This is a genomic window from Williamsia sp. Y721, assembly GCF_059683565.1.
Window position 1 is genome coordinate 733,441 of the sequence record NZ_JCASNH010000001.1, and the last position, 25,936, is coordinate 759,376.

The following is a 25,936-nucleotide window of genomic DNA, read 5'->3' on the forward strand; positions in this document are numbered from 1 at the left end:
TTGGAGCGAGAGCTTTTGAGTGCTGGCCGCTCCGACGAACAAGTAAATATGTCCGGTGACGCAACATTCGAGCTTTCGGCCGCGCAACGCGGAATCTATTTCGCTCAGCAATCCCTGGGTACGATTCCGATCAATATTGCCCAGTATGTCGAATTGGTCGGGCGCATCGATGCGGACCTGCTGACCAGGGCCTCGCAGGTGGCCGGACGCGAGATGGGCTCGGCCTATCTGAGCCTGGTCGAGACCGACGCGCTACCGCTCCAGTTCGTCGATGAGTCGATCGACGACAGCATCGAGTTCGTCGACCTGTCCGGGGAACCGGATCCGCACGCCGCCGCACAACGATGGATGCGTGAGGAATATCGCCGACCCGTCGACGTGCTGGCCGATCGACTCACGGTCAGTGCCCTGCTGCGGCTCGGCGACGACCACCACTTCTGGTACGTCCGTACCCACCACATCGCCCTCGACGGATTCGGTGCGATGGCCACGGTCACCCGGATCGCCGAGGTCTACTCGGCACTGGTGGCCGGACGCGAGTCGGCGCCGTCCAAGGGCGCCGCACTGCCCGACATCGTCGCGGACGAACGCAAGTACCGGGACTCGGATCGCTTCGTCAAGGATCGCGACTATTGGTCAGAGCGCACGGCCGACCTGCCCGGCCCGCTGTCCCTGTCCGCGCACCGCGCTGCCCCCGGCGCCTATTCGCAACTGGCCTCGGCCACCCTTCCCGACGACATCGCCACAAAGCTCGACGAGGCGGCCGCGCAGTCCGGAGGCAGCACCGCACCGACGGTGATCGCCGCCTTTGCCGCCTACCTGGCCCGGATGACCGACAGTGAAGACGTCGTCCTGAGCCTGCCCGTCTCGGGCCGCAACACCGCCAAACTCCGCCGTGCGGGCGGCATGGTCTCCAACATCGTCCCGCTGCGCCTGACGGTGGCACCCGCCACGACAATCGAAGAGCTCGTCGCGGACGTGCAGACCGAGCTGACCGGCGCACTGCGGCGGCAGCTCTACCGGCACGAGGACATCCGCCGCGACATCGGGCAGGGCACCGGCAGGCGTGGCCTGTTCGGCCCGTCCATCAACCTGATGATGTTCCATCCGATCCTGGAACTCGGCGATGTCGTCGGACATCTGCACGTACTCACCACCGGTCCCGTCGAGGACCTCTCGATGAACCTCTATCCGGGTGTGTCGGGTTCGAACCTGCGAGTGGACTTCGAGGCGAACCCGCAGTCCTACTCCGACGCCGACCTCATCCGGCACCATGAGCGCTTCACCGACTTCCTCGGCCGCCTGCTGCAGGCCGCCCCTGGAACGCCGGTCGGATCGCTCACCCTGGGCTCATCCGCCGAGATCGCGGCAACGACGGTGGCTCCGAATGACACCGACAACGCGGTCGATGCGACCGACCTGATCGCGATGTGGCGCCGCCAGGTCGAGCGGACCCCGGATGCGACGGCCTTCGTCGACGGGTCCCGCCGGATGACCTTCGCCGAGTTCGACGCCTGGACAAACCGGCTCGCACGACATTTCATCGCCGCCGGAGTGGGACCCGACGTCCGCGTCGGGGTGGCCCTGCGCCGCGGCCTCGAGCTCGTGGCGACCGTGTACGCGGTCCTCAAGGCCGGTGGTGCCTACGTACCCATCGATCCGGACCATCCGCGGAGCCGGACGACCGACGTCCTGCAGACCGCTGCGCCGATCTGTGTTGTGGTCGCCGGCGCCGATCGCGCCGTGGTCGCGGACACCGGTGTCGAGCCCGTCGAACTCGAACAGATCGATCTCGCCGGTTACCCGGATGCGCCGCTGACCGACGAAGAGCGCCGGTTGCGTCCGGACTCTCTGGCCTACGTGCTGTTCACCTCCGGCTCGACGGGCAAACCCAAGGGCGTTGCGGTTCCGCATCGCGCCGTGGTCAACCAGATGGCATGGCTGGCCGGGCACTACGGGATCGGACCCGACGACGTTGTCCTGCAGAAGACACCGACGACGTTCGACGTCTCGGTGTGGGAGCTGTTCGCACCCACCGTGGGCGCCCGGGTGGTCATCGCCCGGCCCGACGGACACCTGGATCCGCAGTACCTGCTCGACGTGATCACGTCGGAGCACGTCACCGCGACCTCATTTGTACCCTCGATGCTGCAGCTCTTCCTTGGCGAGAACGGGCCCATCGACCCTGCCGCCCTGCGTCTGCTGCTGGTGGCCGGTGAGGCCTTCGGCGAGCGGCTGGCCCGCCGGGCGAGTCGCGAGCTACCCGGCGTCCAGATCGAAAACCTCTATGGCCCGACCGAATTCACCGTTCACGCCACATCCGCGCCGGTCGGCCCGGATGTCGATCGCGGTGTCCCGATCGGACGTCCGGTGTGGAACTGCCAGGTCTGGGTCCTCGACCGGCAACTGCGGCCGTGTGTCGTGGGCGCTGTCGGCGAGCTCTATCTCTCGGGTGAGCAGCTCACCCGCGGCTACCTCGGCCGCGCCGATCTGACCGCGGAACGATATGTGCCTGCCGTCTTCGGATCTGCCGGAACCCGGATGTACCGCACCGGTGATCTGGTTCGCTGGTCGGCCGACGGGGCGCTGGAGTACCAGGGACGCAGCGATTTCCAGGTCAAGGTCCGCGGGCTTCGCATCGAACTCGGGGAGATCGAATCCGCGGTGCTGTCCGACGTGACGGTCCGCGAGGCAGTGGTGACGGTCCACGAGAGCGAACACGGTCAGCGCCTGGTGGTCTACGTGGTCGGTGCCGCCGGGCAATCGTCGATCGACACCGCCGCCTTGACCAACACCGTCGCGGCGATGGTTCCCGACTACATGCTGCCCGACGCGTTCGTCGAACTCCCGCAGATGCCACTGGGGCCCAGCGGCAAGATCGATCGCAAGGCGTTGCCTGCACCTGACTTCACGGTACGCACCACCGCATTCCGGGCTCCGGCAACGGACGCCGAAAAGGCCATCGCCGGACTCGTCGGCGACCTGCTCGGACATCCGGAGGTCGGACTCGACGACTCGTTCTTCGGTCTCGGTGGCGACAGCATCATGTCCATTCAGCTCGTCTCCCGCGCCCGGGCGATCGGTCTGCACTTCTCGTCGCGAGAGGTGTTCGAGCACAACACCATCGGCGCGCTGGCCATGGTCGCCAGGGACGAGGGTTCGGCAGCCGTTGTCCACGAACTGCCCGGTGGGGCAGTGGGCGAGGTGGCGCTGACGCCGATCATGCGGTGGATGGCCGCCGAGCCCGAGAACGCACGAGCATTCTCCCAGTCGGTGGTGGTCCCGGCCCCCGAGCCCTTCTCTGTCGACACCCTGAACCGCACGCTTGCCGCCGTGGTGGCCCACCACGACATCTTGCGATCGCGCCTGTTCAGTGACGATTCGGGACGCCTGCACCACGTCATCGATCCCACCTCCGACGCCAAAGCTGTTGCGGTATCGGAGATCACGGTGAACCCGGCGCCCGGGACGGCGGAGTTCGACGAGGCCGTTGCCGCCGCTGCGCTCGATGCCACCGAGGCGCTCGATCCGGCCACGGGGTCGATCATGTCGGTGACGGTGGTGACCGGCGACTGGGCTCCCGAGCTCGGTCGGCGTCTGCTGATCGTGCTCCATCATCTCGCGGTCGACGGTGTCACCTGGCGAATCCTGTTGCCGGACCTGGCCATTGCCTGGTCGGCGGCCGCCGCAGGCGATGAGGTGGTGCTCGCACCGACCGGCACCTCGATGCGCCGCTGGGCTCACAACCTGACCGAACTGGCCGCGCAGCCCGAGCTCACCGGCGAACTCGGCCACTGGCGTTCGGTGCTCTCTGCGATCGACAATCAGACGTTGCGGGTCGATCCCGCCCGCGATCTGGTTGGGACCCTGCGGCGCCGGGAGTTCACGATCTCGCCCGCGCTCACCGACGCCCTGCTGACGCGGGTTCCGCAGGCCTTCCATGGTGGTGTGAACGACGGGCTCCTCGCGGCGCTGTCGCTGGCCGCGAGCACCTGGCTGGGTGAACGCGGAGAAGCCCAGATGGAGCCCAACGGCACCGGACCGCTCGGACAGTCGATCGTCGTGGCACTCGAAGCGCATGGCCGTGAGGAAGAACTGCTCGCCGGATCCGACCTCTCCCGGACCGCCGGCTGGTTCACGACCGCCTATCCGGTACTCCTGCGCACCACCGGCATCGATGTCGAGGATGCGATGGCCGGTGGCGTCGCCGCGGGTGATCTGGTCAAGTCGATCAAGGAACAGCTCGCCGCGGTGCCCCGGCGCGGTGTCGGTTATGGCCTGCTGCGGTATCTGAACGAGGCAGGCGCTGCCGAACTGTCGCAGTTCGCCGAACCCGCGATCGGTTTCAACTACCTGGGCCGGCTGTCGGGTACCGGGATGTCGGGTCCCTGGATCCCGGACGGCGAGAGTGCCCTGCGGGGGACCCGGGGCACCGCGGTGCCGGTTCGGACCGCGCTGGACATCAACGCGATGGTCACCGAATCGGAGGCCGGCCCGCAGTTCTCGGCCACGATCGAATATCCCGCCGCGCTGCTCGACGACGCCTCGGTGGACCGCTTCGCAGAACTGTGGACCCGGGCGCTGGAATCGATTGCGCTGCACGCGTCGTCGCCCGGGGCCGGTGGGTGGACCCCATCCGATCTGGCTTTGGTGGACCTGCAGCAGCCGCAGGTCGACGAGCTCGAGCAACGGTTCGACGACATCGTCGACGTGTGGCCGCTGACACCCCTGCAGGAGGGGCTGCTGTTCCATGCCGAGCTCGCCGCAGGCGGGATGGATGTCTACGCCGCGCAGATGGTGCTCGATCTGACCGGTGTCGATCCCGATCGGATGAGGCGCAGCGCCCAGGCGCTGATCGACCGACATCCCAACCTGCGCAGCGCATTTGTCACCGACAGCGAGGGCACGGCCCTGGCTGTGGTCGCCTCACACGTGGACGCACCCTGGGGCGAGCACGACCTGTCCGAGGTCGACGAGAGCGATCGCGAGACACGTGTCGCGGAGCTGACCCATCAGGAACGGATCGCCCCGTTCGAGATGGACGCTGCGCCGCTGATCCGGTTCACGATGATCAGGCGCGGCGCCACGTCGTACCGCTTCGTGGTGACCAATCACCACATCCTGCTCGACGGCTGGTCCATGCCGATCTTCATGGGTGACCTACTCGAGATCTACCGTGCCGGCGGCAATGCGAATGCCCTGCGCCCGGCCGCTCCCTACCGGAACTATCTGACCTGGTTGCGGTCGCAGTCGACCGACGCGGCGCTGTCCGCATGGACCGCCGCGCTGGCCGGCGTGACCGAACCGACCACGCTCTTTCCGGCGGCCACCGCCCACAGTGCCGGCCAGGTGCCGCATGTGGTCGACGTCGATGTCGCCGACGACGTCTCGCGCGGGTTGACCGAGTACGTCCGGGGCGCCGGCACCACCCTCAACACCGTTCTGCAAACGGCCTGGGGAATCGTGTTGGCGCGGTTGACCGGTCGCGACGACGTCATCTTCGGGACCACGGTGTCGGGCCGGCCGCCGCAGGTTGCCGGCATCGAGTCGATGCTCGGGCTGTTCATCAACACGCTGCCGGTGCGGGTGCGCCTGGACAACAACGCAGATCTCGACGGGCTGATCACCCGGGTCGCCCACGAGCAGACCGAACTGCTCGACCACCACACCATCGGCCTCGCGGAGATCACCGCGACCACCGATGCCGACGCGCTGTTCGACACGATGATGGTGTACGAGTCATACCCCTTCGATCGCAGCGCGCTCGCCGCCGCCGCCGCGATCGACGGGATGGCTGTCGCCGACGCCGACATCCTCGACGCCACCCACTACCCCTTGACGCTGATCGCGACCACCGAACCGGGACTGCGACTCTCGGCGAAATACCTGCCGGCGACCGTCGATCGGGATCAGGCCGAGCAGATCCTGCAGATGTTCCTGCGGGTGCTGGGTGAGATCGCCGCGGATCCCTCGGTTCGGGTGGGTCAGGTCGAGGTCCTGTCCGCGCCGGAGCGCACTGAACTGCTCGGCCGGAACGGGTCCGGCGAGACCGCCTTCGACACGCTCCCCGAACTGCTCGCCGCCGCGGCCGCCGCGGGCGGCGATCGCGACGCCGCCGTGTCGCCGACCGGCTCGATCACCTACCGCGAACTCGACGCACGGTCGAATGCGCTGGCGCGGATCATGATCTCCCGTGGCATCGGACCCGATCAGATCGTGGCGCTCGGGATGGGCCGCTCGATCGACTTCCTGGTGGGGCTGTGGGCGGTGGCGAAGACCGGCGCCGGCTATCTGCCCGTCGACATGCAGTACCCGGCCGAGCGCATCGAACACATGCTCGCCGATTCGGGTGCGGCCTACGGACTTTCGACGTCGAGGTGGCGATCGGCGCGACCGGAGACGATCGACTGGCTCGAACTCGATACCGAAGAGACCGCCACCGCGATCTCGCGGGAATCGGCCGCACCGGTCACCGACGCCGACCGCACAGCCCCGATCCGGATCACCAACCCGGCCTACATGATCTACACCTCCGGCACCACCGGGGTCCCCAAGGGCGTGATCGTCACCCACGGCGGCCTGGCGAGCATCATGGGTGAACAGTCAGATCGCTTTGTGCTGACCGAGAATTCACGCACGCTGCACTTCGCCTCACCGAGCTTCGATGCCTCCGTGCTGGAGTTGTTGCTGGCGCTGGCCCACGGGTCGGTGATGGTGATCGCGCCGACAGAGATCTACGGCGGCGACGAACTACACGATTTCCTCGTCGAATACGGCGTCACCCACGCCTTCATCACTCCGGCCGCGCTGGCCTCGGTCGACCCCGCGGGGCTGGAGCGCCTCGAATCCGTTGTCGTCGGCGGTGAGGCCTGCCCACCCGAGCTGGTCGCGCGCTGGGCCCCGGGTCGACGCCTGTTCAACGCCTACGGACCCACCGAGACAACGATTGTCGCGAGCATCGCCGGACCGATGGACCCTGCCGGTGAGATCACGATCGGCTCACCGGTGCGTGGGCTCACGTCGCTGATCCTCGACCGCCGTCTGCAGCCGGTCCCGGTGGGCGTCGACGGTGAGTTGTTCCTGAGCGGGCCTGCAGTGGCCCGCGGCTATCACAAGCGCGCCGCGCTGACCGCCGAACGCTTCATCGCCGATCCGCATGGAGCACCCGGTGCCCGCATGTACCGCACCGGTGACGTGGTGCGGTGGGTCCGCACCGAATCCCGTGACCTCGAGGTGAAGTACGTCGGACGCAGCGACTTCCAGGTCAAGGTCCGCGGCTTCCGCATCGAACTCGGGGAGGTCGACGCCGCATTGGCCGCGCACCCCGACATCGACTTCGCGGTCACCTCCGGCGCCCGGATGCCCTCGGGTGTCACCACTTTGGTGGCGCATGTGCTGGCGTCGAAGCCGTTGGACACCAAGGCTGTTCGAGACTTTGTCGGAGAGCGACTGCCCTCGCACATGGTGCCCGCCGCCATCGTCTTCCTGGCCGAGATCCCGCTGACCCGGGCAGGCAAACTCGACCGATCCGCGCTGCCCGAACCGGACCTGGCGGCGCTGGCCTCGGCCGGTGCGGCGCCGTCGACGGAGACCGAGCGGATGCTGGCCGCCGTGTTGGCGGAGGTCCTCGGACTGTCGTCGATCGGCGTGAGTGACTCGTTCTTCGATCTCGGCGGCAACTCGCTGGTGGCCACCAAGGCGGCGGCCCGCATCAGCGCGCTCGTCGGTCGCCGCGTGGCGGTGCGCGAGATCTTCGAGAACCCGACCGTCGAAACGCTGGCCAGATGCCTCGACACCACGCCGAGCGAGACCGACCTGCCCGAACTCGTGGCAGGCGAGGCGGGGGAGCGGCCACCGCTGTCGCTTGCCCAGCAGGCCATGTGGTTGCTCAATCGTCTTGATCCGCAGTCCCCGGCATACAACATCGTGCTGCCTCTACGACTGTCCGGCGCCCTTGATGTCGAGGCCTTGGCGGCCGCGATCGCAGACGTTCTCGAACGCCAGCACACGCTGCGCTCGGTGTTCCCGGACACCGCCCACGGCCCGTACCAGCGGGTGTTGTCCGCGGACGATGTCCAGGTCGATCTCGACCCGGTGGACGTCGCCGACGAGGGTCAGATGCTCTCCGCTGCGGCAGATTTCGCCGCCTCCGGTTTCGATGTCACCGAAGCGGCCCCGGTTCGGGCCCGGTTGCTGCGCGCCGGCGGTGAACACCTGCTGATCGTGGTCGTCCACCACATCGTGGCCGACGGCGCCTCGATGGCCCCGCTGGCCCGTGATCTGGTGACCGCCTACGCGGCCCGGACCACCGGGAGCGATCCGCAACTCACCTGGGCGCCGCTTCCGGTGCAGTACACCGATTACGCGCACTGGCAGCGGCAGGTGCTCGGCTCACCGGACGATCCGGCATCCCTCGCCGCCCGCCAACTCGACTTCTGGCGCGCCGCACTGTCGGGTGTGCCCGAGGTCGTCGACCTGCCACTGGACCGGCCGCGCCCGGCCCGGCGGACGATGCAGGGTGCATCGGTGCCGTTGGTGATCTCCGGCGATGTGGTGGCCGCACTGGACGCCTACGCGCAGCGCCGGCAGGCCTCGGTGTTCATGGTGGTTCACGCGATCGTCGCGACTCTGCTTGCGCGGCTGTCGGGTTCATCAGACATCACCGTCGGCACGCCGGTCGGTGGACGCGACCACGTCGCTCTCGACGATCTGGTCGGCATGTTCGTCAACACCGTTGTGCTGCGTTCCGCAATCGATCCCGCCGATCGTTTCGACGATGTGCTCACCCGGGTGCGAGTGGCCGATCTCGACGCCTTCGCCAACGACGACATCCCGTTCGAGAGCGTCGTCGGGGCGCTCGTGCCGCGCAGGCAGCAGTCCCATTCTCCGCTGTTCCAGGTGTTGCTGTCGTTCGAGAACAATGAGAGCGCCTCGATCGACCTGCCCGGACTGCGCGTGGCCGTTGTCGACGGGATGATCCAGGGCGCCAAGTTCGACCTCACGTTCACCATCGACGACACGACCGACGTCGACGGTCGTCATGATCTGCGTGGCCGGATCACCTACGCCACAGATATTTTCGAGCGCGAGACCGTGGCGGCCATCGCCGAACGTTTCGCGATCCTGGCGCGTGCGGTCGCCGCGGACCCGACCGCTGTGGTCGGGGACATCGACATCCTCACCGCAGCCGAACATCTCGAGGACGAGCTCGTGGCGCAGGACTCCGAACCCGCGATCGCGGCGACCCCGGCATACAGCGCCGCGGACCTCGCCGCGCTCCTCGCCGCCGCGGTCGACATCGATCCCGATGCGGTGGCGCTCGACGCCGACGGCATCCAGATCACCTACCGCGACTTCAGTGACCGCTTCGGCGCGCTGTCGGGTCCGCTCGGCGAGCGCGGCATGGATGCCGATGCCATCGCGTCGGTGGTGCTCACCAGCCTGGTTCCCACCATCGTGGCGATCCCGGACGGCTTCGCTGTCGCCCTCGACAACGTCATCGCCGACGCCGCCCGTCTGCTCGGTGACCGTGACCTCTCCGGCTACCGCAGTACCCCTGCGTCATCGCCGGCGACCACCGCTGCCGTGGCAGCAACCGCAACCCCGCTCACCGACTGGGATGCGCGCGTGCGGGAGAACCCGGACGCCCCGGCGGTCCGGAGCCCGGAGGCGTCGCTGACCCGCCGTCAGCTCGACCGGTCGGCCAATCAACTTGCCACCGAACTGATCTCGCGGGGTATCGGACCCGACGACGTGGTCGGATTGCTCACCGCACGGTCGGCGCACTGGGTGATCGGGATGCTCGCCGCATGGAAAGCGGGTGCGGCGTATCTTCCGCTGGATCCGGCTGCACCGGCGGAGCGGGCGTCATCGATCGTCGCCGATGCCGGTACGCGCGTGGTTGTCGCGAGCCACGATGTCCTCACCGAGGATCTCCGTGCCGGGATCGTCGCTGCCGGGGCGCACCTGATCGAACTGGGCGACACCGACACCGATGCCGCACTCGGCAGGCTCGACGCCGCCGGCCATGCCGACCGCTGGGCCGAACCCGGCGCCGATCTGCGGCTGGCCTACGTGATCACCACGTCCGGGTCGACCGGACGTCCGAAGCCGACCCTGGTGCCGGCAGGCGGGCTGCTGAACATGTGGGGCTGGTATCGCGATCAGCTCCGGTTCTCCGACGGCGACACCGTCATCATCGCGTCGTCACCGCGTTTCGACTTGACCCAGAAGAACATCTGGACCGCGTTGCGCGTCGGCGGTGTGATCCGACTGGTCACCGAAGGCTTTGACCCCGAAGAGATCCTCGGCATCATCGGATCCGAGGACATCTCCCTGCTCAACGTCGCGCCGAGCGCGCTGGAGCTGCTCACCGAGCTCGACGCGGGGAACGTACTGACCACGCTCGACACGGTCGCGACCGGCGGCGAGGCCCTGATGCCGCGCGCCTATCGCACCCTGCTCGGGACCGACACCGCGATGCTCTCCATGTACGGGCCCACCGAGGCCGCGGCAACCACGGCGGCGCGGTGGGTGCCACTGTCCGATCACGCGGTCAACGCCGAGGGCGAGACCCGTGACATCGGCCCGATCACGCTGGGGCACACCATCCCCAACGTGACCCACAAGATCCTGGATCAACGCCTGCGTCCGGTACCCATCGGTGTGGTGGGGGAGCTCTACATCGGAGGTGTCGCGCTTGCCCGCGGTTACGGCCGGATGCCCGGTATCACCGCTGCCCGATTCGTGGCCGATCCCGCAGGCGCGCCCGGCGCCCGAATGTACCGCACCGGAGACCTGGTGCGACGCCTGCCCGGCGGCGACGCGATGTTCATCGGGCGTAGCGACTTCCAGGTCAAGGTCCGCGGTCTGCGGATCGAACTCGGTGAGATCGAATCCGCGCTGACGACTCTGGCGGGTATCCGCCAGGCCGTGGTGTCGGCACACGGCGAGTCCTCGGACCGTCGACTCGCGGCCCACCTGGCCGCTGATCCGGGACTCGACGTCGCATCGGTCCGCGCCGAACTGGCCAAGGTGCTTCCGGACTACATGGTTCCCGAAGCTCTCGTGGTCATGGATTCGCTGCCGCTCAACCCGAACGGGAAGGTCGACCGAAAGGCGTTGCCCGCCCCAGAATTCGGGCAGGACACCGGCGAATCGTTCGTGGCTCCCCGGACACCGCTCGAAGAGATCATCGCGGGGGTCTTCGCCGATACCGTCGGCGTCGATCGGGTCAGTGCCACCGCATCGTTCTTCGAACAGGGTGGCAACTCCCTGAGCGCCGCCCGACTGGCGAACCGGCTCACCGATGCCCTCGGAACCGCCATCGGACTGCGCGATGTCTTCGATGCGGTGACCCCGGCCGAACTCGCCGCGCTCGTGGAGCTGCGCCGTACCGACGGGACCGGCAGGCCCGGGCATGCGGTCACCCGCTTCTCCAAGCCCGAAGGCCCTGCACCGGAGCGGATACCGCTCTCGCTCGCACAGCAGCGGCTTTGGTTCATCAATCGGTATGACCCGGAGTCCGGTGCCTACAACATCCCGATGACGCTCCTGCTCACCGGGGAACTCGACGTCGAGGCGCTGAGTGAGGCGTTGGTCGATCTGGTCGATCGTCAGCACGTGATGAGGACTGTCTACCCGCAGGGGCCGAACGGACCCGAGCAGGTCGTGGTTCCGGTGATGGATGCCCTACCGCCTTTCCGCCTCGATGTGATCGCACGGGACCAGGTGTGGGAACGCCTCCAGACATTCGCCCGCATCGGTTTCGATGTCACGACAACGGTGCCGTTCCGTTCGGCCCTGTGGCGCATCGAACCGGAAGCCGGGAACAACGCCGACAACGCTGCCGACACCGACAACACCGGTGGCGACACCCGCGAACAGCACCTGCTCGTGATCGTTGTCCATCACATCGCGTCGGACGGATTGTCGATGCGTCCGATGGCGTCGGACCTGCTGACCGCCTACGAGGCCCGCAGCCAGGGCCGGGCGCCCGGGTGGGCACCACTTGCGGTGCAGTACACCGACTTCGCGATCTGGCAGCAGGAGAACTTCGGCGCCACCGATGACCCCGGTGGTGCGGCAGCGGCTCAACTGGACTACTGGCGAACACAATTGGCCGGTATGCCCGAGGTGATCGGTCTGCCCACCGACCGTCCGAGGTCGAATGTGCGCAGTGATGTGGGCGGCAGCCACCTGTTCTACGTGCCCGCCGACCTGCATCAGCAGGTGGTGGCTCTGGCCGGGGCCCGCGGACTGTCGAGCTTCATGGTCCTGCATGCCGCCGTGGCAATTCTGCTGGCCCGCAGCGGAGCTGACCAGGATGTCGCCCTCGGAACCCCCGTCGGTGGACGCGGCGCCGTAGAACTCGATCCGGTGGTCGGGATGTTCGTCAACACCCTGGTCCTGCGAACCGATGTCCCCCTGGACCGGTCGGTCGGCGACTTCCTGTCCGACGTCCGGGCCCGCGACCTGGACGCGTTCGACCACAGTGACGTTCCGTTCGAGCAGATCGTCGATGCCCTGACGGTGAGTCGATCAACGGCACACACGCCGCTGATCCAGGTCGTGTTCGGGTTGAACAACAACGCCCGGCCCACGTTCGAACTCGAAGGACTCGAGGTGACCCCGGGTGCGGTGGACACCGCATTCAGCAAGTTCGACCTGTCGTTCGAACTCACCGAACAGTGGGGCGAGAGCGGAGCGGCCGCCGGACTGGCCGGCTTCCTCGGTTACGCCACGGACATCTTCGATCCGTCGACCGCGCAGGCCTTGGCAGATCGGCTCCTGCGGATCCTGCAAGGCATGGTCGCAGACGACGACGTACTCATCGGTGAGATCGACCTGCTCGACGAGCAGGCACGCACCGACCTGGTTCCCGTGCGCGGTGTACCCGCGCCGGAACCGGCAACCCTGATCGATCTGCTCGACCACGCAGCGGCCGTTGACCCCGATGGTGTCGCGCTGATCTGCGGCGAGCAGGCCATGACCTACCGCGAGCTCGACAACCGATCGAACCGCCTTGCCAGGGAATTGATCTCACGCGGTCTGGGACCCGAAGACGTGGTGGCACTGGGCATCACCCGCAGTATCGAATCGGTGCTGGCGGTGTGGGCGGTTGCTCGAAGTGGTGCGGCGTTCGTGCCTGTCGATCCGAACTATCCGGCCGATCGGGTGGCGCACATGCTCGCCGATTCCGGGGCGCGGATCGGTATGACGCGTCGCGTCGACGCCATGCGGCTGCCGAAGACAATCGACTGGCTCGACATCGACGATCCGGCGTTGCACCGTCACGCAGGTGATCCGATCACCGCCGCCGAACGGCGCGGCAGCGTGCGGGTATCGAACTGCGCGTACATCATCTACACCTCGGGCACCACCGGGAAGCCGAAGGGCGTGGAGGTCACCCACCGCGGACTGGCAGCCTTCAGCGACGAGCAGCGGCGCCGCTACCGGACCGGGACGTCCTCGCGCACACTGCACTTTGCGTCACCGAGCTTTGACGCGTCGATCCTCGAACTGCTGCTGGCCGTGGGTGCAGGCGCCACCATGGTCATCGTGCCGCCAGGGGTGTACGGCGGCGGCGAGCTCCACGCACTGCTGGCCGAGCATCAGGTCACGCATGCGTTCATCACGCCTGCCGCCCTGGCGTCGATCGACCCGCAGGGTCTTCCGCACTTCTCCGATGTGGTGGCCGGTGGCGAGGCAGTGCCGTCAGATCTGGTGCAGCGCTGGGCTCCCGGCCGTCGCCTGTACAACGGTTACGGCCCCACCGAGACCACGATCATGACCAACATCAGTGATCCGATGACGGCCGGTGAACCGATCACCATCGGTGCTCCGATCGCCGGTGTGAGTGCGCTGGTACTCGACAGCCGATTGCATCCGGTACCCGTCGGTGTCCCGGGCGAGCTGTACATCAGCGGACCCGGTGTCTCCCGCGCCTACCGCGACCGGCCGGATCTGACCTCGACCCGATTCGTCGCCAATCCGTATGGCGCCCAAGGCGAGCGGATGTATCGCACCGGTGACGTCGTCCGGTGGGTTGCGGTCACCGGTCCCGACGGACACGTCGGCTACGAGGTCGGCTACATGGGCCGATCCGACCAACAGGTCAAGGTGCGCGGGTTCCGCATCGAACTCGGTGAGATCGACGCGGTGCTCGCCGGTCATCCCGCGGTGGACTTCGCCGTGACCATCGGTGTCGACGGCCCCACCGGTGACACCGCGCTCGCCGCCTATCTGAAACTGAAGCCCGGTGCCACCATCGACTCGCGCGACCTCGGTGACTATGCCGGTGGGTTCCTGCCCAAGTTCATGGTTCCGAGCTCGATGGTGTTCCTCGACGAGGTGCCGCTGACCCCGATCGGGAAGCTCGACAAGAGGGCACTGCCCGCGCCCGAGTTCGCGTCGACGGCGACCGAACACCGGGAACCGTCAACACCGATGGAACATGCGATCGCCGCGGCCTATGCCGAGGTCCTGGGGGTCGAGGCAGTGGGCGCCGACGACTCGTTCTTCGATCTCGGTGGCAACTCGCTTGCCGCCACGCGCGCCATCGCGAGGATCAACGAGGTTCTCGGTGTGCGACTTGGTGTTCGGATACTGTTCGAGGCACCGGTGGTGGCAGATCTCGCCGAGGCGATCAGCGCCTCCCCGGATCTCGACGGCATGCCCATTCGGCCGTTGACGCCGCAGCCGCGCCCCGACCGGATCCCACTGTCGCTCGCGCAGCAGCGGATGTGGTTCGTGAACCGGCTCAATCCCGATGCCGCGGACTACAACATCCCCCTCGGTCTGCGACTGCGGGGACGGCTCGACGAGGCTGCATTGACCGCTGCCCTGACCGATGTCGTGGAGCGGCAGGAGATCCTGCGTACCGTCTATCCGGATTCGGTCCAGGGGCCCTACCAGAAGGTCTTGACCGTCGATGAGGCTGCGCCGACGCTGATCTGGGGGACCGTGGGCTCCGAGGACGAACTCCTCGCGCTCTGCCTCGAGACGGCCACCGAGGGATTCGACGTCACCGCGGCGCCTCCGTTGCGCGCGTTGTTGATCCAGGTCGGACCTGACGATCACGTGGTGCTCCTGGTGATCCACCACATCGCGGCGGATGGTTCGTCGCTGGTGCCGCTGGCCACCGATCTGATGTCCGCCTATACGGCGCGCGCCGCAGGCAGCTCGCCGGTCTTCCGGCCACTGTCGGTGCAGTACGCCGATTACGCGATCTGGCAGCGCTCTGTGATGGGGTCCGAAGAAGATGCGGATTCGGTTGCCTCGCAGCAGATCTCCTTCTGGCGGCAACACCTTGCCGGGCTCCCCGAGCTGCTGGACATCCCCACAGATCGGCCGCGCACCGACAAGCGGTCGGTGGCAGGCGGTGAGGTTCGGTTCACGATCGGAGCGCAGCTGCAGCAGCAGTTGCACGCCATCGCCAAGGACAACGAGAGCACGCTGTTCATGGTGGTCCACGCCGCTTACGCGATCTTGTTGTCGCGGTTGAGCGGTTCGGTCGATGTTGCCGTCGGCACCCCGACCGCCGGACGCAATGCCTCGGCCGTCGAAGGACTGGTCGGCATGTTCGTCAATACCCTGGTGATGCGTAGCCGGGTGGATTTCTCGGCGTCCTTCACCTCGATGCTCGCCGAGACGAAGGCGTCGGACCTGGCCGCGTTCAACAACGCCGACCTGCCCTTCGAGCAGGTTGTCGAAGCACTCGCACCGGTGCGCTCGCGCAAGTACGCGCCGCTGGTGCAGGCCATGCTCACGATGCAGAACATCGACATCCCCACCGTCACGTTGCCGGGTCTGCAGGTCAGCGGACTCGAGTCGCCGCTGCGCTATGTGAAATCCGATCTGGGGCTCAGTGTTTCGGAATCCTTCGGAACCGACGGCCGGGGCCGGGGTATCGACGCGGTACTCGACTACGCGGTGGACATCTTCGACGAGTCGACCGTCGAGGCGATGTCGCAGCGATTCCTCTCGGTGTTGACCGCGATCGCTGCTGATCCGGACGTCGTCGTCGGGGACATCGACATCCTGACCGCGGCCGAACGCCGCTCGCACGATCGATCGATCGATGGTGCAGAGGCAGAGGGCTTCGGATCGGCACTTGCCGAGCTCAAGGGCAAGTCGCTCTCGGAACTGCTGGAGACCGCTGCGCGGATCAATCCCGACGGAATCGCGCTCTCGCACAACGGTACCGATGTGACCTATGGCGCCCTGCACGCCAAGTCGACCGAACTCGTGGTGACACTGGCGGCGGTCGGTGTCGGTGCCGAGGCCGCCATCACGGTCGCGCTGTCGACGTTGCTTCCCGGACTTCTCGAAGGCGACTCCGCCGTCGGCTTCGCCGAACAGTTCACGGGCATGCTCGCCTCTGTCATCATGGAATCGGGGGAGGGATCGGCACGGGATGCCACCCTGGTGCGGTTGTTCGACGAACAGGTTGTGCGCACTCCCGACAACCGGGCTCTCATCGACGGGGACCAGGTCCTCACCTACGCCGAGCTCGATGCACGCGCCAACAAACTCGCCCGCCTGCTGATCGCCCGCGGTGTCGGACCCGAGAAGCTGGTGGCGATCGCACTCGAGCGGACCGCGGATCTGGTGGTGGCGTTGCTGGCGGTGTTGAAGGCCGGTGGTGGTTATCTGCCCATCGACGTCAGCCACCCGGCCGAGCGTCTGCAGTTCGTCTTCGATGATGCGGCGCCCGTCTTGGTGCTGATGACCGAGAACCACCGGCCGGCGTTGCCGTCGGAGTTGCCGACCACAGTGGTGCTCGACGCGCCCTCGGTCGCCGACGAACTCGCGACCCTCGACGGATCACCGGTGGCGCAGACCGAGCTCGCCGGGCCGCTCGTACCCGCGAACACCGCGTACGTGATCTACACGTCGGGTTCGACCGGACGTCCCAAGGGCGTTGTGATCACCCACGAAACAGTGGTGGCCCTGTTCCGGAACACACAGCGTGACTTCGGTTTCGACGAAAATGACGTGTGGACGATGTTCCACTCGTACGCCTTCGATTTCTCGGTCTGGGAACTATGGGGCCCGCTGCTGTACGGCGGCGCGCTTGTCATGGTCGACTTCGCGACGTCGCGTTCGCCGCACGAGTTCCGTGAGCTCCTCGTCCGGGAACAGGTCACGGTCCTCAACCAGACACCGTCGGCGTTCTATCAATTCGCCGAGGCCGATCGGGTGGCCGAATCGGGCGATCTGGCGTTGCGGTACGTGATCTTCGGTGGCGAAGCGCTCGATCTCGGACAGCTGGACCGGTGGTACTCCCGCCACGCCGACACCGCTCCGGTGCTGGTGAACATGTACGGGATCACCGAGACGACCGTGCACGTCACGAAGATGCGCCTCGATCGCGAGTTCGCCGCGCAGGCAACGTCGTCGGTGGTCGGTGAGCCCATCAGTGGTTTGCGGGTCCACATCCTCGACGGCCGCCTGCACCCGGTGACCACGGGTGTTGCCGGTGATCTGTACGTCTCGGGCGTCCAGCTCGGCCGGGGGTATCTGGATCGGCAAGATCTGACCGCCCAACGCTTTGTCGCCAACCCGTTCGGGGCTCCTGGCGAGCGGCTCTACCGGTCCGGCGATATCGCGCGCTGGAATACCCACGATCAACTGGAATACCTGGGGCGCAGCGACTCCCAGGTTCAGCTACGCGGCTACCGGGTGGAGCTCGGTGAGGTGGAGGCAGCGCTGTTGCGGACCGACGGCGTGGCTTCGGCTGTCGCGATCGTCGAAGGTGCGAACGGGCAGGGCCTGTCCACCGGTGAACGTCTGATCGCATACGTCGTTCCCGAGTTCGGTGCCGCGTTGGGTACCACCGGAGTTCGGGCTGCGGTGGCAGATTTCCTGACCAGCTACATGGTCCCGGATGTGGTCATGATCCTCGATGAGCTCCCGCTCACGGTCAACGGCAAACTCGACCGCGCCGCGCTGCCCCGACCGGAATCGGGCGGCGACGACTCGCAGCACGTCGAACCACGGACAGCCGGCGAACGTGCAGTTGCCGCGGTCTTCGCCGACGTCGCCAAGGCTGCGCAGGTGGGCGCCACGGACTCGTTCTTCGACATCGGCGGCACCTCACTCGGGGCCACCCGGGTGGCAGCGCGGGTGGCAGCAGCACTCGGTATCGAGATCAGCGTCCGCGACATCTTCGACCATCCGACCGTTGCGGAACTGGCGGAGCTGGCAGCCGGGCGTACGGGCGCGGTCTCCACCCGTCCACCACTGCTCCCGCGCGAGCGTCCCGAACGGATCCCGCTGTCGCTGGCCCAGTCCCGGATGTGGTTCATCAACCAGTTCGACACCAGCTCACCGGCATACAACCTGCCGCTGCCGTTGCGGCTGTCCGGTGAACTCGACGTCTCGGCCCTCCGCGCGGCCATCGCCGATGTGGCGCAGCGTCACGAGTCGTTGCGCACCACGTTCCCGGATTCATCGGACGGACCACATCAGGTGATCCACGGAGCGGACGCCGCGGTGACCGACATCTACCGCGAGATCGAGGTGCGCGCCGATCAGGCGGCGATCGAGGCGGAACTCCGCAGGCATGCGGTGGCCGGCTTCGATGTGAGCTCCGAACTGCCGATCCGCATAGTGCTGATGCGTGTGTCCGAGACCGAGCACCTGCTGATGATGGTGGTTCACCACATCGCCGCCGACGGCGCCTCCATGGCGCCCCTGTTCGCGGACCTGTTGCGGGCATATGAGGCACGGCGGTCCGGAGTGGCCCCCGATTTCGAACCGCTGGCCGTGCAGTATGCCGACTTCACCCTGTGGCAGCGGGAGGTTCTCGGCGACGAGAAAGACGCCGATTCGCTTGCCGCGCAGCAGGTCACATTCTGGCGCAAGACCTTGGCAGGGCTACCGGAATCGGTGAACCTGCCGACGGATCATCAGCGGCCTGCGACACAGTCGCTGCGCGGTGGCGGCCACCAGTTCGAGGTTCCGGCGCAGGTCCGTGAAGCGCTGCAGCACATCGCCCGTACGCACGACGTCAGCATGTTCATGCTGATCCATGCGGCACTGGCCGTGTTCATGGAACGGATGAGCGGAGTCACCGACATCGCTGTCGGTACCCCGATCGCCGGTCGCGGTGAACAGGCGCTCGATCCGCTCGTCGGCATGTTCGTCAACACCGTCGTACTGCGCACCGAGGTCGATCCCAAAGAGACGTTTGCCGACCTTCTCGCCACCGTGCGTGCGGCAGACATCGATGCGATGGCGCACGGCGACATACCTTTTGAGCGCCTGGTCGAAGTGCTCGACGTGCCCCGCTCGACCGCGCACCATCCGCTGTTCCAGGTGGCGTTGTCGTTCGACAACAACGAGGTTCCCGAACTGACGCTCCCCGGATTGCGGGTGTCACCGGTACGCGCCGACTTCGACGTCGCCAAGTTCGATCTGCAGTTGTCGATCGGCGACAACGACGAACCGGGCGCGGCGATGCGCGGCCTGTTCACCTATGCGAGCGATCTGTTCGACCCGTCATCGATCCGCAATTTCGCCGAACGGTTCAATCGCATCCTGGCTGCGGTGGCCGTTGACCCCGACATGGTCGTCAGCGACATCTACGTGCTCGGTGACGAGGAGTTCGCCGATCTGGTGTCGGTGTCCGGGCCTGAGGGCACCGCGCCACAGACGCTGCCAGAACTACTCGGCCGCGGGGTCGGGATCAACCCGTCCGGCGTCGCCGTCTCCTACCAGGGTCGCGAGCTGACCTACACCCAGCTCGATCGCCTGACCAACACCATCGCTCGTCGCCTCATCTCGGCGGGCGCCGGACCGGAAACCGTTGTCGCCCTGGGAACCCACCGCTCGCTGGCCTCTGTTGTCGGAACCTGGTCCATCGCGAAAACGGGTGCCGCCTACCTCCCGATCAACCTCGATTACCCGCGCGAACGCATCGTGGAGATGCTCAACGACTCGGGGGCGCTGTTCGGGATCACCGTCGCCGCGGACGCCGGCGATCTGCCCGCTGTGGTCGATTGGCACGACATCGACGAGCTGGCCACCGGTGACGAATCCGGTGCTGCCGTCACCGATGCCGATCGGATCAGCCCCATGCGGCTCGACCAGGTCGCCTACCTGATCTACACCTCCGGCTCGACCGGCAGGCCGAAAGCGGTGGTGGTCACGCACCGCGGTCTGGCAAACCTCGCTCAGGACGTGCGCGAGCACTACGACGTAGGCCCGGACTCCCGGTTCCTGCACGTCGCCTCACCGAGTTTCGACACCTCGGTCGGCGAACTGCTGGCCGCGTTCACCGCCGGTGCAACCGTTGTCGTCTCACCCCAGGACGTCTTCGGTGGCTCCGAACTGGCCGAGCTGATCGCCGCCGAACAAGTCACCAATGTGGTCATGACGCCGACCGCGTTGATGACGGTCGACCCCGCCGGGCTCGACTCGGTGCGCTCGGTTGTCGTCGGTGGCGACGTCTGTCCTCCGGAACTGACCGACCGCTGGCCGGGCGCGTTGCGAAATGCGTACGGCCCCACCGAGGCCACGGTCATCGTGACCATCACTCCCGCCCTCGATGCCGGCGACCGGGTGACCATCGGTTCTGCGTTGCGAGGAGTCACCACCCGCGTCCTGGACTCGAGGATGCGCGTGGTTCCGCGCGGTGTTGTCGGTGAGCTCTACCTGGCCGGGCCCGGGGTGGCGCGGGGTTACCTCAATCGTCCGCAGATCACCGCCGAACGGTTTGTGCCTGATCCCTACGGCGAACCCGGGGCGCGTCTGTATCGCACCGGCGACCTCGTGCGGTACAGCATGGACGCGGATGTGCACCCCAACTCGCTGGAGTATGTGGGCCGCAGCGACTTCCAGGTCAAGATTCGTGGTTTCCGCGTGGAGCTGGGGGAGATCGACCGGGTGCTGGACGCGCATCCCGACGTCGACTTCGCGATCACACTCGGCACCCCGGGTCCGCAGGGCGATCACGTCCTGGTCTCCTACGTCCTGGCCAAGCGCGATCGCGAGATCGATGTGGAGTCGCTCAAACGCGCTGTGGGCGAGCATCTGCCGCAGCACATGGTGCCGACGGTTGTCATGTTGTTGGACTCGATTCCGCTCACCCCGATCGGCAAGCTGGATCGGCGGGCGCTACCGGCGCCGGTGTTCACCGTGGGCGAGCGGACATACATCGCACCGCGCAACCAGATCGAGGCCACGTTGGCCGAGGTCTACGCCGAGGTACTCGGCGTATCCGAGGTCAGCATCGACGAGAGCTTCTTCGACCTCGGCGGCAACTCACTCAGTGCCACCAAGGTGGTCGGGCGCGCCAGTGCCGCCCTCGGCGGAAAGATCGGTGTGCGGGAGTTGTTCGCAGCTCCCACCGTTGCCGAACTCGCGCAGCGGCTCTCGTCGGAGACCGGTGTGCGCACGCAGAGGCAGCCACTGGTGGCACGCCCCCGGCCGGTCCGGATCCCGTTGTCGCTGGCTCAGACCCGGATGTGGTTCCTCAACCGGTTCGATCCCGATTCGGTCGCATACAACATCCCGGCGGCGGTCACCCTGGTCGGCGATCTCGACCTGCCTGCACTGCGGCGGGCGATCGCCGATGTGGCGGCCCGACACGAGTCGTTGCGGACCGTCTACCCGGATTCACCGGCCGGACCGCATCAGGTGATCCTGACGCCGGCCCAGGCGACTCCCGAGATCGAGCTCCTGGAGACGACCGAAGAGACGGTCGCCGACACGATGCGTGAATTCGTCTCGCGGGGATTCGACGTGACCACCGCGGTGCCGGTGCGGATCGGCCTGTTGCAGGTCAACCCGACCCGGCACGTGCTGGCCATGGTCATCCATCACGTGGCGGCCGACGGCCAATCGGTGGCACCGTTTGTCGGTGACCTCGCGATGGCCTACGCGGCGCGGTCGCAGGGCGAGAGCCCGCGCTGGACACCGTTGGCGGTGCAGTACGCCGACTACTCGATCTGGCAGCGCGAACTCCTCGGCGACGAGAAGGACCCGAACAGCCTGCTGTCGACGCAGATCGACTTCTGGAAACGCAATCTCGACGGTGTACCCGATCAGCTGGAACTGCCCGCCGATCGTCCGCGTCCACCCGTGCAGTCGCTGCGCGGCAGGCAGCATGCGTTCAGCATCTCGGCGGATCTGCACCGCGGCATGGCGGACCTGGCGCGCACGAGGGGCGCGAGTACCTTCATGGCCTTCCACGCCGCCTACGCCCTGCTTCTGGCCCGCCTGAGCGGCAATACCGACATCACTGTCGGCACACCGATCGGTGGTCGCGGTGAGAGTGAGGTCGAGGGTGTCATCGGCATGTTCGTCAACACGCTGGCGTTGCGGACCGACATCGATCTCGGCCGCAGCTTCAACACACTTCTCGATGCCGTTCGCGACCGGGACGCTGAGGCGTTCTCCCACGCCGACGTGCCTTTCGAGCGTCTGGTGGAGGTCCTCAACCCGGTCCGGTCCACCGCGCATCACCCGATCTTCCAGGTCGGTCTGTCGTTCCAGAACATGGAGCGGTCCAGTCTGGAACTGCCCGGTCTGAGCATCGAACCGGTCGAATTGCCGGACGGTGTCGCCCAATTCGACCTGCAGCTGATCCTGTCCGACAACTATGACGACGCAGGCAGGCCCGCAGGCCTCGACGCGGTGTTCACCTATGCCGACGACCTTTTCGACGCGCAGACGGTCGACACCTTCGCAGGCCGCTTTGTCACCCTTGTCGGTGAGATCGTCGCCGAGCCGTACACCGCCGTCGGTGATCTGCCGATGCTGACGGAGCGAGGGCGTCGGGAGGTGCTGCGGGGTCGCAACAACACCTCGGTGGTGCTGTCTGCAGGAACACTGGCCGCCGCGCTGCAGCAATCGTGGAACGACAACTCGGATCTCGTCGCCATCGAGTGCGACAACGAGCAGGCGGTGACCTACGCTGAACTCCGTTCGCGGGTCAACGCCGTTGCCCGGGTTCTGATCGATCGCGGTGTCGGTCCGGAAACCGTTGTCGGACTGGCCATGCCACGTTCACTCGATCTTGTGGTCGCGATGTACGCGGTCTCGGTGGCAGGTGGCGCATACCTGCCCATCGATCCCGATCATCCCCTCGATCGCATTTCCTACATCATCGACAGCGCGCAGCCGGTGATGGTGCTGGTGGCGGGGGAGCGGCCGTCCGGCCTGCCCGACGCCGTCGAGGTGGTGGATCTGACCGAACTCGACACCTCGTCGGTGTCGGTGGACGAGATCGATGACAATGACCGGTTGGCGCCGTTGCGCCCGGAGAACACCGCCTATGTCATCTACACCTCCGGTTCCACCGGCAGGCCCAAGGGTGTGGCGGTGTCGCATGCGGCAATCGTCAACCAGCTCAACTGGATCACCTCCGAGTTCCGGCTCGGCAATGACGACGCACTGCTGCTGCGCACCCAGGCCACCTTCGACCTCTCGGTCTGGGAGTTCTGGTGGGCCGTGACCGCGGGTGCCCGTCTGGTGGTTGCCGACGCGCAGGGGCATCGGGATCCGGTCTACCTAGCCGGACTCATCGAACGCACCGGCGTGACCACCGTGACCTTTGTGCCCTCACTGCTCGGAGCCTTCCTGTCCGATGCCCGGCCCGAGCATCTGACGTCGCTGAGCCACGTGCTCTGCATCGGTGAGGCGCTGACTCCTGATGTGGTGCACCGGTTCCGGCAGCTGACCGCAGGCACCGGCCCCGTTCCGCAGTTGCACAACCTGTACGGGCCGACGGAGGCCGCGGTCAGTGTCACGCACCAACCGGTGCCCGCGACGATCGGCTCGGTGGTTCCGATCGGTCGCCCCGAGTGGAACACGCAGATCTACGTCCTCGACACCCGGTTGCAGCCGGTGCCGGACGGGGTGACCGGTGAGTTGTACCTCGCCGGTGCCCAACTCGCCCGCGGGTACCAGGGACGCAGTGATCTGTCCTCCGAACGGTTTGTCGCCAATCCGTTCGGCGGCAACGGGACCCGGATGTATCGCTCCGGCGACCTGGCCCGCTGGGTTGCGGTCGCGGGTGAATCGCCCACGCTCGAATACGTCGGGCGCAGCGACTTCCAGGTGAAGGTGCGTGGATTCCGCATCGAACTCGGCGAGATCGAGCGTGTCCTGCTGCAGTCGCCGCAGGTACGGGCCGCAGTCGTGACCGTCCACAGCGACCCGCACGTGGGGGAACAGCTGGTGGCCTACGTGGTGACCGAGGGCGCCGCGGCGCCGGACACCCACGCCGTGTTGGCGGCCGCCGCCGAGGAATTGCCCGCGTACATGGTGCCTGCAGTGGTCGTGCCGCTCGATGAGCTACCGCTGAGCATCAACGGCAAACTCGATCGAAAGGCGTTGCCCGAGCCGGTATTCGCCAGCACCGAGGGATATCAGCCGCCGCGGACACCGGTCGAGGAGATCGTGGCAGGCATTTTCGCCGATCTCGCCGGTGTCGATCTCGTGGGTGTCCACGACAGCTTCTTCGTGCTCGGCGGGAACTCCCTGACCGCAACACGGGTCGTGGCCCAGATCAACGCGGCGGTGGGATCAGATCTTGCTGTCCGTGATCTGTTCGTCGAACCGACGGTCGCCGGCCTCGCGCAGTTGGCCGAGCGGGCCGACGGTGGCCGCGATCGTCCCCCGCTGATCGCCGGACCGCGTCCGGACCGGATACCGCTGTCTCCGGCACAGAGCCGGATGTGGTTCATCAACCAGTTCGACACGGCGTCACCGGCGTACAACATCCCGGCCGCCATCGCGATGTCGGGCGAACTCGACACCGAAGCATTGCGCGCCGCGGTGGCCGATGTGGTGCATCGCCACGAGATCCTGCGAACCCGGTACCCGGACGACGGCCACGGACCACGGCAGCTGATCGTCGACGGCAGCGACCTGCCCGATTCGGCCTCGACCCTCGACATCCACGAGGTCGCCGACGACAACGACCTGCATGCTCGGCTGCGTTCGCTGATCGGCGTCGGATTCGATGTGACCGAGTCGATCCCGGTACGGATCGCGCTGTTGCGGCGCGAGGCGAACGAACACGTATTGGTGATGGTGATCCATCACATCAGCGGCGACGGCTCCTCGGTTGCCCCGTTGGCGCGCGACATCATGGTCGCCTACACCGCCAGAACCGCGGGCAGCGAGCCCAGCTGGGCTCCCTTGCCGGTGCAATACGCCGACTATGCCCTGTGGCAGCGCCGGGTCCTGGGAGACGAAGCCGATCCCGAATCCCTGGCCGCACGTCAGATCGAGTACTGGACAAAGCAACTCGACGGCATCCCCGACGTCATCGACCTGCCACTGGATCGACCCCGTCCGCCGGTGCAGTCCACGGCAGGCGCCTCGTTCGAGTTCGGGCTCGATACGTCGGTGCGTGATGGCCTGCAGCGGGTGGCAATGGATCATCGGGCGACGATGTTCATGGTCTGCCACGCCGCTCTGGCAGTGCTGCTCGCCCGTTCCGGTACCACTGACGACGTCGTCGTCGGGACGGCGATCGCCGGGCGCGGTGAACCCGAACTCGATGATCTGGTGGGCATGTTCGTCAACACCCTGGTGTTGCGGACTGCTGTTGACCCCGGTGAGCGGTTCAGCGATCTGCTGGCCCGGACGCGCAGCACCGACATCGCGGCGTTCACCCATACAGAGATCCCGTTCGAGCGACTGGTCGAACACCTGGCGCCGGAGCGTGAAACGTCGTACGCGCCGCTGTTCCAGGTCGCGCTGGCATTCCAGAACAACGAGCGGGCCGTACTCGAACTGCCGGGCATGCGTGTCTCGGCGCTGGAATCAACAACCCCCACAACCAAGTTCGACCTGCAGCTGACACTGGCCGACACCGTCGACGAGGCCGGAGCAACCGGCCTGTCGGCGCAGTTCACCTACGCAACGGCGCTGTTCGATCCTGAGACGATTGCCGCTCTGGCACAGCGGTTCAGTG

The 25,936-nt window shown here is 66.9% G+C and carries 1 protein-coding gene (cut by a window edge); it reads left to right on the forward strand.

What is annotated here, in order from left to right; translation table 11 throughout:
• Nucleotides 1-25,936: the 5' portion of a non-ribosomal peptide synthase/polyketide synthase gene (locus AC56PL_RS03145; RefSeq protein WP_497152993.1), read on the forward strand. It continues 8,057 nt past the right edge of the window; the window shows 25,936 of its 33,993 coding nt (coding positions 1-25,936); it begins with the start codon at nt 1-3; its stop codon lies off the right edge, out of view.